The 7,049-nt window shown below is 71.6% G+C and carries 6 protein-coding genes and 1 pseudogene; 5 read left to right on the forward strand and 2 right to left on the reverse strand.

Annotated elements, in window-relative coordinates; all coding sequences use genetic code 11:
- Together ABT300_RS39455 and ABT300_RS39460 are read right to left on the reverse strand one after the other, a co-directional pair.
- Positions 1 to 215: pseudogene (locus tag ABT300_RS39455) on the reverse strand (histidine ammonia-lyase); the annotation flags it as partial.
- Between the two features lie 40 nt (positions 216 to 255).
- Positions 256 to 1,215: an ABC transporter substrate-binding protein gene (locus ABT300_RS39460; protein ID WP_351686635.1), complete on the reverse strand. Its 960-nt coding sequence runs from the start codon at positions 1,213 to 1,215 to the stop codon at positions 256 to 258.
- 386 nt (positions 1,216 to 1,601) lie between these two features.
- On the opposite strand from ABT300_RS39460, the gene ABT300_RS39465 reads away from it, so the two are divergent.
- The 5 genes from ABT300_RS39465 to ABT300_RS39485 all read left to right on the forward strand — a co-directional run bounded on the left by ABT300_RS39465 (position 1,602) and on the right by ABT300_RS39485 (position 6,999).
- Complete coding sequence (locus ABT300_RS39465; protein ID WP_351686638.1) at positions 1,602 to 4,715, forward strand: sensor histidine kinase; 3,114 nt, start codon at positions 1,602 to 1,604, stop codon at positions 4,713 to 4,715.
- Positions 4,712 to 5,188, forward strand: a complete 477-nt coding sequence (locus ABT300_RS39470) for a roadblock/LC7 domain-containing protein (protein WP_057575808.1) — start codon at positions 4,712 to 4,714, stop codon at positions 5,186 to 5,188. The genes ABT300_RS39465 and ABT300_RS39470 overlap by 4 nt, the downstream gene beginning before the upstream one ends.
- A 31-nt stretch (positions 5,189 to 5,219) precedes the next feature.
- Positions 5,220 to 5,663, forward strand: coding sequence for a DUF742 domain-containing protein (locus ABT300_RS39475; protein WP_351686641.1), 444 nt, complete (start codon positions 5,220 to 5,222; stop codon positions 5,661 to 5,663).
- Entirely contained in the window at positions 5,650 to 6,249 is a 600-nt protein-coding gene (locus ABT300_RS39480) for a GTP-binding protein (protein ID WP_319278117.1), read from the forward strand. The genes ABT300_RS39475 and ABT300_RS39480 overlap by 14 nt, the downstream gene beginning before the upstream one ends.
- A gap of 291 nt (positions 6,250 to 6,540) precedes the next feature.
- Positions 6,541 to 6,999 carry a DUF6234 family protein gene (locus ABT300_RS39485; RefSeq protein WP_351686643.1) on the forward strand — a complete coding sequence of 153 codons (459 nt, stop codon included), beginning with the start codon at positions 6,541 to 6,543 and terminating at the stop codon, positions 6,997 to 6,999.
- The last annotated feature ends 50 nt before the right edge of the window (positions 7,000 to 7,049 follow it).

Genomic DNA, 7,049 nt, shown 5'->3' on the forward strand with positions numbered 1-7,049 from the left:
CCGCGGCCGTACAGCCGCCCGGCGGCGGCGAGCCGCTGGGCCGTCCGCCAGGAACGGACGGCCCGCTCACGTGCCTCGGGGGCCGCCGAGGGCACGGCCGCGCCGTCGGCGAGCGCGAGCAGCTCGCCGACGGTGAGGGTGTTTCCGTTCAGGACGACCCGGGTTTCCTCGCGGTGCGGGGGGACCCGGGGCGTTCCGTCAGCCGGCGCGTCCAACGGTTCGGTGCTTCGGCGGTTCGGACGGGCGGGGCCGGGCTCAGCCGAGGCCTGCGGACTTCAGCCAGGCCTTGGCGACGTCCAGCGGGTCCTTGCTCTCGAGCTGCACCTGGGAGTCCAGGTCGAGCAGCGTCTTCGTGTCGAGCTTGGCGGAGACGGCGTTGAGCGCGTCGACGCCCTCCTGGGAGAGGCCGCTCTTGTAGACGAGGGGCGTCACGTTCGCGAATCCGAAGAGGTTCTTCGGGTCCTGGAGGACGACGAACTTCTCCTTGGTGATGGTGGGGTCGGTGGTGAAGATGTCCGCGGCCTGCACGGTGTTCTTCTTCAGCGCCGCCTGGGTCAGCGGACCGCCCGCGTCGAGCGCCTTGAAGTTCTTGAACTTCAGCCCGTACACCGACTCCAGACCGACCATGCCCTGCTGCCTGGTCTGGAACTCGGGCGAACCGCCAAGAACCAGCTCGGGCGCGGCGTCCTTGAGGTCGGCGAGCGTGGACGCCGAGGTGAGGTTGTACTTCTTCGCGGTCTGCGCGTTGATCGTGACGGAGTCCTTGTCCTCGGCGGGCGACGACTCCAGCAGCGTCAGCTTGGAGTCGAGCTTCGTCTTCACCGCGGCGTTCACGGACGCGAGCGAGGTCTGCGCGGCGTCCTTGTCCAGGTACGCCAGCAGGGAGCCGTTGTACTCCGGCAGGACGGTGATCGAACCGTTCTTGAGCAGCCCGTACGTGGTCTCGCGGCTGCCGATGTTGGGCTTGTAGGACACCTTGACGCCCTTGGCCTTCAGGGCCTCGCCGTAGATGTCGGCGAGCAGGATGCTCTCGGCGAAGTTGTTGGAGCCGACGACCACCGTGTCACCGGCCGCCTTGTCGCCGGCGAGCGGGTCGTCGGTGCCGCCGGACGAGGAGCCACATCCCGCCAGCAGGACCGTCATCGCGGCCAGGGCGACGGCCGCCGCGCCGGGGTGGTTCCTCAGGGACCTGCTGCTGTGAGCGTTGGAAGTCACGGTTCCCGTTCCGAGCTGGGGGGTTGATGAGAACTCAAACACTTGTGTCCTGATCCAATCCATCCGCTTCTCGATCGGTCAAGAGCAGCCGTGTTACCGATCGGCGTCGATCCGTGATCGGTGCCCGGCGAACCAGGAGAGGGCACGCACACCTCCGGAGATCTCTCTTCGTGATGGATTCTTGACGCGGGGCGACGCGCTCGACCGTTCGAATTAGCGATAGTGTCGCCGTAGTTGACGTTCGCCACAGCAGTCGGCGTCAGCCACAGCGGCATACGGGGGCCGCTCATGTGTCATAGCCGTACGGACACATGCGCATAAGAATCGGACAGAACACCGCATATGCACCCGTTGCGCGCCTGCAACACCCTCTTGAAGGAGGCCCGGTGTCCACGAAAGAGGTGGACGCGCCCGCCGGCTCGGCGTCCTCGGCTTCGCCGTCCGCACCCCGGGGTCTGCGGGCTTTCGCCGACCGATGGCCCTTCCAGCGCAAGCTGAACGTGCTCGTCGGCATCCCGCTGGCAGTGATCGCCCTGCTCCTGACGTATCTCATCGTCGACCTGGTGCAGGAGTCCGACCGCGCGGAGAGCGCCGCCCTACTGGTCCGCGACAGCACGCAGGTCGCCCAGCTCGTCGCCCGGCTGCAGGCCGAGCACCAGCAGGCGATCCTGCTCTCCGTGCGGTTCGAGGCGGCCTCCGGCGTCGACGCCCCCTCCGCCGAGAGCTACCGGCAGGCCCAGGCAGCCGTCGACGAGCAGGTGCAGAAGGTGGTCGACGCCTTCGGCGACCGGCTTCCGGACACCGAGGCCCAGGCCCTCAGGGAGGTCCAAGGGCTCGCCGGGCTGCGGCAGACCATCGAGCAGGGCTATCTGCCCGCCGACAACATCGACCCGGCGTACTCGGGCGCCGCCGACGGCCTCATCGAGGGCCTCGGCCTGGAGCACAACTCGGCGCTCGCCTCCACCTTCACCGGCAACCTCCTCGACTCGCTGCTGCGCGCGGACGCCGCCCACGGCGCCTACGAGACCGGCGTGTTCTCCGCGGGGACCGGTGACAGCAACGCGCTCATCGAGTTCACCGGCGCGGTCGGCTCCTACGAGCTGTTCACCTACCAGGCCGCCCGGTTCGAGCGGTTCGCGAGCCCCGCGCAGGCCGACGAGTTCAGCGGCATCGAGCACAACGCCTCGCAGGCCTCGATCAGCCGGCACTACGCCGACCTGGCGGTGGACCCCAGCGCGCTGCAGGCCGAGTCGAAGGCCGACATCCGGACGGCGCTGCGAGCGGCCATCGCCCGTTACCCCGACTACCACGCACAGGCCGGCTCCCGGCTCGCGATCACCGCGTCGCTCATCGGCCAGATCGCCGACCGGGCCGAGGACGCGGCCTCCAGCGCCCAGTGGCGCGCGATCCTGCTGCTGAGCCTGGCCCTGCTCTGCTTCGCCCTGTGGATCACCCTCTCCGTCCTCGTCCGCCGCTCCGTGGTCCGTCCGGTGCTGGCGCTGACCGGGGCCGCGCAGGAAGTCGCCGACGTCGCGGGCCGCGAACTCGCCCGCGTCGCCGACGACGACGCCGAGGAGTCCGGCTCCCCCCGGCTGCGCGAACTGCCGGTCACCGCCGACGACGAGATCGGCGAACTCGCCGAAGCCTTCAACAACGTCCAGACCACCGCGGCCGCGCTGCTGGAGCGTCAGGTGCTGAGCCGGCGCAACGTCGCCGAGATGTTCGGCAACGTCGGCCGCCGCGTCAGCAATCTGACAGCCCGTCAACTCGTGCTGATCGACGCGGTGGAACGCGGGGAGACCGACCCCGCGCTCCTCGAACGCCTCTACTCCATCGACCACATCGCCGTCCGGCTGCGCCGCAACGCCGACAGCCTGATGCTGCTCGCCGGCATCCGCGAGACCGTCCTGGACGCCGGCCCGACCGCGCTCACCAACGTCGTACGCGCCGCGCTGGGCCAGATCGAGGGCTTCCAGCGGGTCCGGCTGCGCGCCGCGACCGAGGCGCTCGTGGAGCCCGACATCATCGGCGACCTGACGCTGATGATCGCCGAACTCCTGGAGAACGCCGTCTCGTTCTCGCCCGCGGACACGCCCGTCGAGGTGGTCGTCGGCTCCGACGACGACGGCGCGTCGGTCACCGTCTCCGACCACGGCCTGGGCATGAGCGCGGAACGCCTCGCCGAGGAGAACGCGCGTCTGGTGCGCCGCGAACGCCTCGACCTCGTGCCGACGAAGGTGCTCGGCCTGTTCGTGGTCGGCGCGCTCGCCCGCCGCTGGGACGTCGACGTCACCCTCACCCGCACCCCGGGCGGCGGTGTGACGGCCGAAGTGATGATCCCCTCGACGCTGCTGCTGACGACGAGCGAGGTCGCCCCGGCGGTCAGGTCCGGCTCACCGGGTTCGTCGACGCGTTCCGACTCCGCCGGGCAGAGTGCTCCGTCGGCTCCCGCGGCGGGTCCGTCCCCGTCCGCCTCGGTCCCCTCCTGGGCCGCGCGCGACGACGACCCGACCGCGCTCCCCCGCCGGGTCCCCCGGCGTGACCCGGCCCCGTCGGCGGTGCAGGAGAGCTCGGGCGGCGCCGACGGCGTCAGCAGCGCCGCCGAGGACCGTACGACCCGCTCCGACTCCGGCTCCGCCGTCCCGGGCACGGGGGACGAGCCGGGAGAGTTCGCGTCCGGGACGTCTGCCGCGGCGCGCCCCCGCACGACGGAGGCGGAGCCGCCCACCCGCGTCGGCGCGCCGGGCATCCCTGCGCCCCGCACGGCCGGGCGCCCGCTGCACACCCGCGCCGAGGCGGAGCCGCAGGCGCACATCGCTTCGGCGCGACTTCCGGCCTCCGGCAGGGCACGGACCGCTGACGCGGCCCACTCCTCCGGGCCGGCGCCCGAGCCCGACGCCGCGACACCGCCGTCGGCGCCCACTGTCCCGACAGCCCCGTCAGCCCCGACCGCGGCGGCGACGCCGGGAGCGACGCCGGCCTCGCGTTCGACGCCGGCTTCGCGTCCGACACCGGTTTCGGATCCGTCACCGCCGCCCGGTGGGCCGCGAGGCGTCGGCGCGCCCGCGCCCGGCCCGGCGGTCGGCGACGGCGACTCCGCCCGGCCGCTGCGCCGTCGCGTGCGGGGCGCCACGCTGCGCACGGACGTGGACGCCGCCGCGCAGCAGAGGGCCAGACAGGCCGCCCGCCCGGCGGACGCGGACGCCGTCCGCAGTGCGCTGGAGGAGTTCGAGGCGGCCGTGGCGCGCGCGCACCGCGACACCGGCGAACATCCGCGTCCCGCCGACCCGCCCGCACACCGCGGCGAGCACGGGCACGACGGCCTCGACGCCCGCGACGACCACGGGCGCGACCACCGTCGCGACGGTGACCCCGACCGGGCCGACCGGGCCGACCGGGCCGACCGGGCCGACCGGGCCGACCGGACAGTGACGTCCGATCCGTCGGGCCGGGACCGCACGCACCACCAGAACCACCTTCCGGAAGGAGCCGAGCAGTGAGCACGTCGACAGGTGAGACTCCCGCCGGAGACGCCACGCCGACCGATCTGCGGGCCGCCGCAGCCGACTTCACCTGGCTGCTCAACCGTTTCGCCACCGAGACCGCAGGGGTCGTGGACGCCATCGCGGTGTCCTCCGACGGACTGCTGATCGCCGTGTCGGAGCTGCGCGAGCACGCCGACTCCGAGCGGCTGGCCGCGATCGTGTCGGGCATCACCAGCCTGGCGGCCGGCGCCTCCGGCAACTACGGACTGGGCGGCCTGAACAAGGTCATCATCGATCTCGAGGGCGGTCACGTGCTGGTCTCCGCGATCGGCAGCGGCGCCGTGCTCGGCGTGGTCACCGACAAGGAGGCCAAGCTGGGCAACATCGCCTACGAGATGACGGTGTTCGCCAACCGCGCCGGCAGCGCGCTCAACCCGCAGCTCGTCCTGGAACTGAAGAACAGCGTCGGCGCCACCCGGACGCGCTGAGCGCGCGCCACCGCAGAGAAAGCGAACACCGATGGCGGACGGCCGCACCCCGCGCGGGGCCGGCGAGGACGGCGTCGCCCCCGTCGGGCCCGCGCCCGCCGTACGGCCCTTCCTCGTGACCGCCGGACGGGTCGCGGGCGGCCCGGGCGAGGCGTCGTCCGGGCGGACGATGCCCGTGGAGACCCAACTGGTCGCCACGGCCGACGGGCTCGACGCGCTGCACCGGCTCTCCTTCGAGCAGCACGACATCGTCGCCGCCTGCCGCGTGCCGCAGTCCATCGCGGAGATCGCGGCGCGGCTGCGGCTGCATCTGAACGTGGTGCGGGTCCTCGCCGAGGACCTGCGGGCGGCGGGGCAGCTGTCGGTGCACGTGCCCGACTCCGGCGTCACCCACGACGCGTCCGTACTGCGCAGGGTTATCGATGGCCTGCGGGCCATCCCCGACTCCCGGGGGGTACTCCGTGACACCGACTGAACCGCTGGTCCGCACCTCGGCCGGACAGGCCGCCGTACGGCCGCCGCTGCCGGTGAAACTGGTGATCGCGGGCGGCTTCGGCGTGGGCAAGACCACCGCCGTCGGCTCGATCTCCGAGATCGAGCCGCTGACCACCGAGGCGGCCATCACCGAGGTCGCGGCAGGTGTGGACGACCTCAGCCACACCCCGCGCAAGACCACCACCACGGTGGCGATGGACTTCGGCTGCATCACCATCGACCCGACGCTCAAGCTGTATCTGTTCGGCACGCCCGGACAGGAGCGGTTCGGGTTCATGTGGGACGACATCGTGGAGGGCGCGGTCGGGGGGCTCGTCATCGTGGACACCCGCCGTCTCGACGACTGTTACGCCGCCGTCGACTACTTCGAGCACAAGCGGATCCCGTTCGCCGTTGCCGTAAACGCTTTCGACGGCCAGGTGGCGCACTCGCTGGACGAGGTCCGCTGGGCCCTCGACGTGTCGGACGGCGTGCCGCTGCTCGTCTTCGACGCCCGCGAACGCGGCTCGGTCCGGGACGCCCTGCTCGTCGTCCTGGAACAGGCGCTGGCCCGTACGGAGGGCTGAGAAACACGTTCCGCAGTGTTGCGATGCGGCGTTGCTGCGATGCGGCGGCGCTTCGATGCGGCAGTGCTGCGGCGTTGCGATGCCGCGATGTTGCGGTGCCGCGGTGCGGCAGTGCTGCGGCGTTCCGATGCTGCGGTGCCGCGGTGCGGGACTTGGCCCGGCCTGGGTTCTGTCTCGGGCCCGTGTTTCACAACCGGTTTCGAGGGCGGTGCCAGGACGCGGGCTCGGCTCGAACCTGTTTCACCACCGTTTTCGCCACGACTCGGTCTCGGCCCGGTGAACCGTTGTGCAGTGCATGACCTGATGCACGAGAGTGCGACCATGTCCTTCGAGCCGAGTTCGCGTCTGCCGCGCTCACCAGGGAACAGTGCCCGGCCTGCAAGGCCTTCGGACTCGCGAAGCGACGGGTTCGCGGGCGGCTGCATAAGTCTGATCGTCCTGCTCCTCGAAATCCCGGTCGCCCTTCTGCTCGGACTGACGTCTGCCGTCCGTGGATGGGGCCGTGCCGACGAGCACACCGTGGCGCCCCCGACGGATTGGGTTCCGATCCTCTGGCTCGGCGGGTTCACCTTGGGTGTGCTCGTCATCGCCGTGATCTTCCTGCTCTCGGGGCATCCGTTCGCAGGAGCGACCCAACTGCTTGTGGCAGCCATCGCGCTGGCTTTCACGATCGCTGCTGGGCACGACCGGTACGAGCGTGCCCACCCGCCTGCGCCACCGGCCGGGGCCGCGAAGAGGTCGGGGTCCTAGAAGGCTGATGAAGATCTTGGGTTCTGGCCCCGCCGCGTGAGCGGCGGGGC

Source organism: Streptomyces sp. NPDC001027 (genome assembly GCF_040299045.1).
Lineage (GTDB): Bacteria > Actinomycetota > Actinomycetes > Streptomycetales > Streptomycetaceae > Streptomyces.

Excerpts from the sequence above, each read along its gene's own strand:
- ABT300_RS39475 (WP_351686641.1), top strand. The coding sequence starts at position 5,220 with ATGGCGGACGGCCGCACCCCGCGCGGGGCCGGCGAGGACGGCGTCGCC.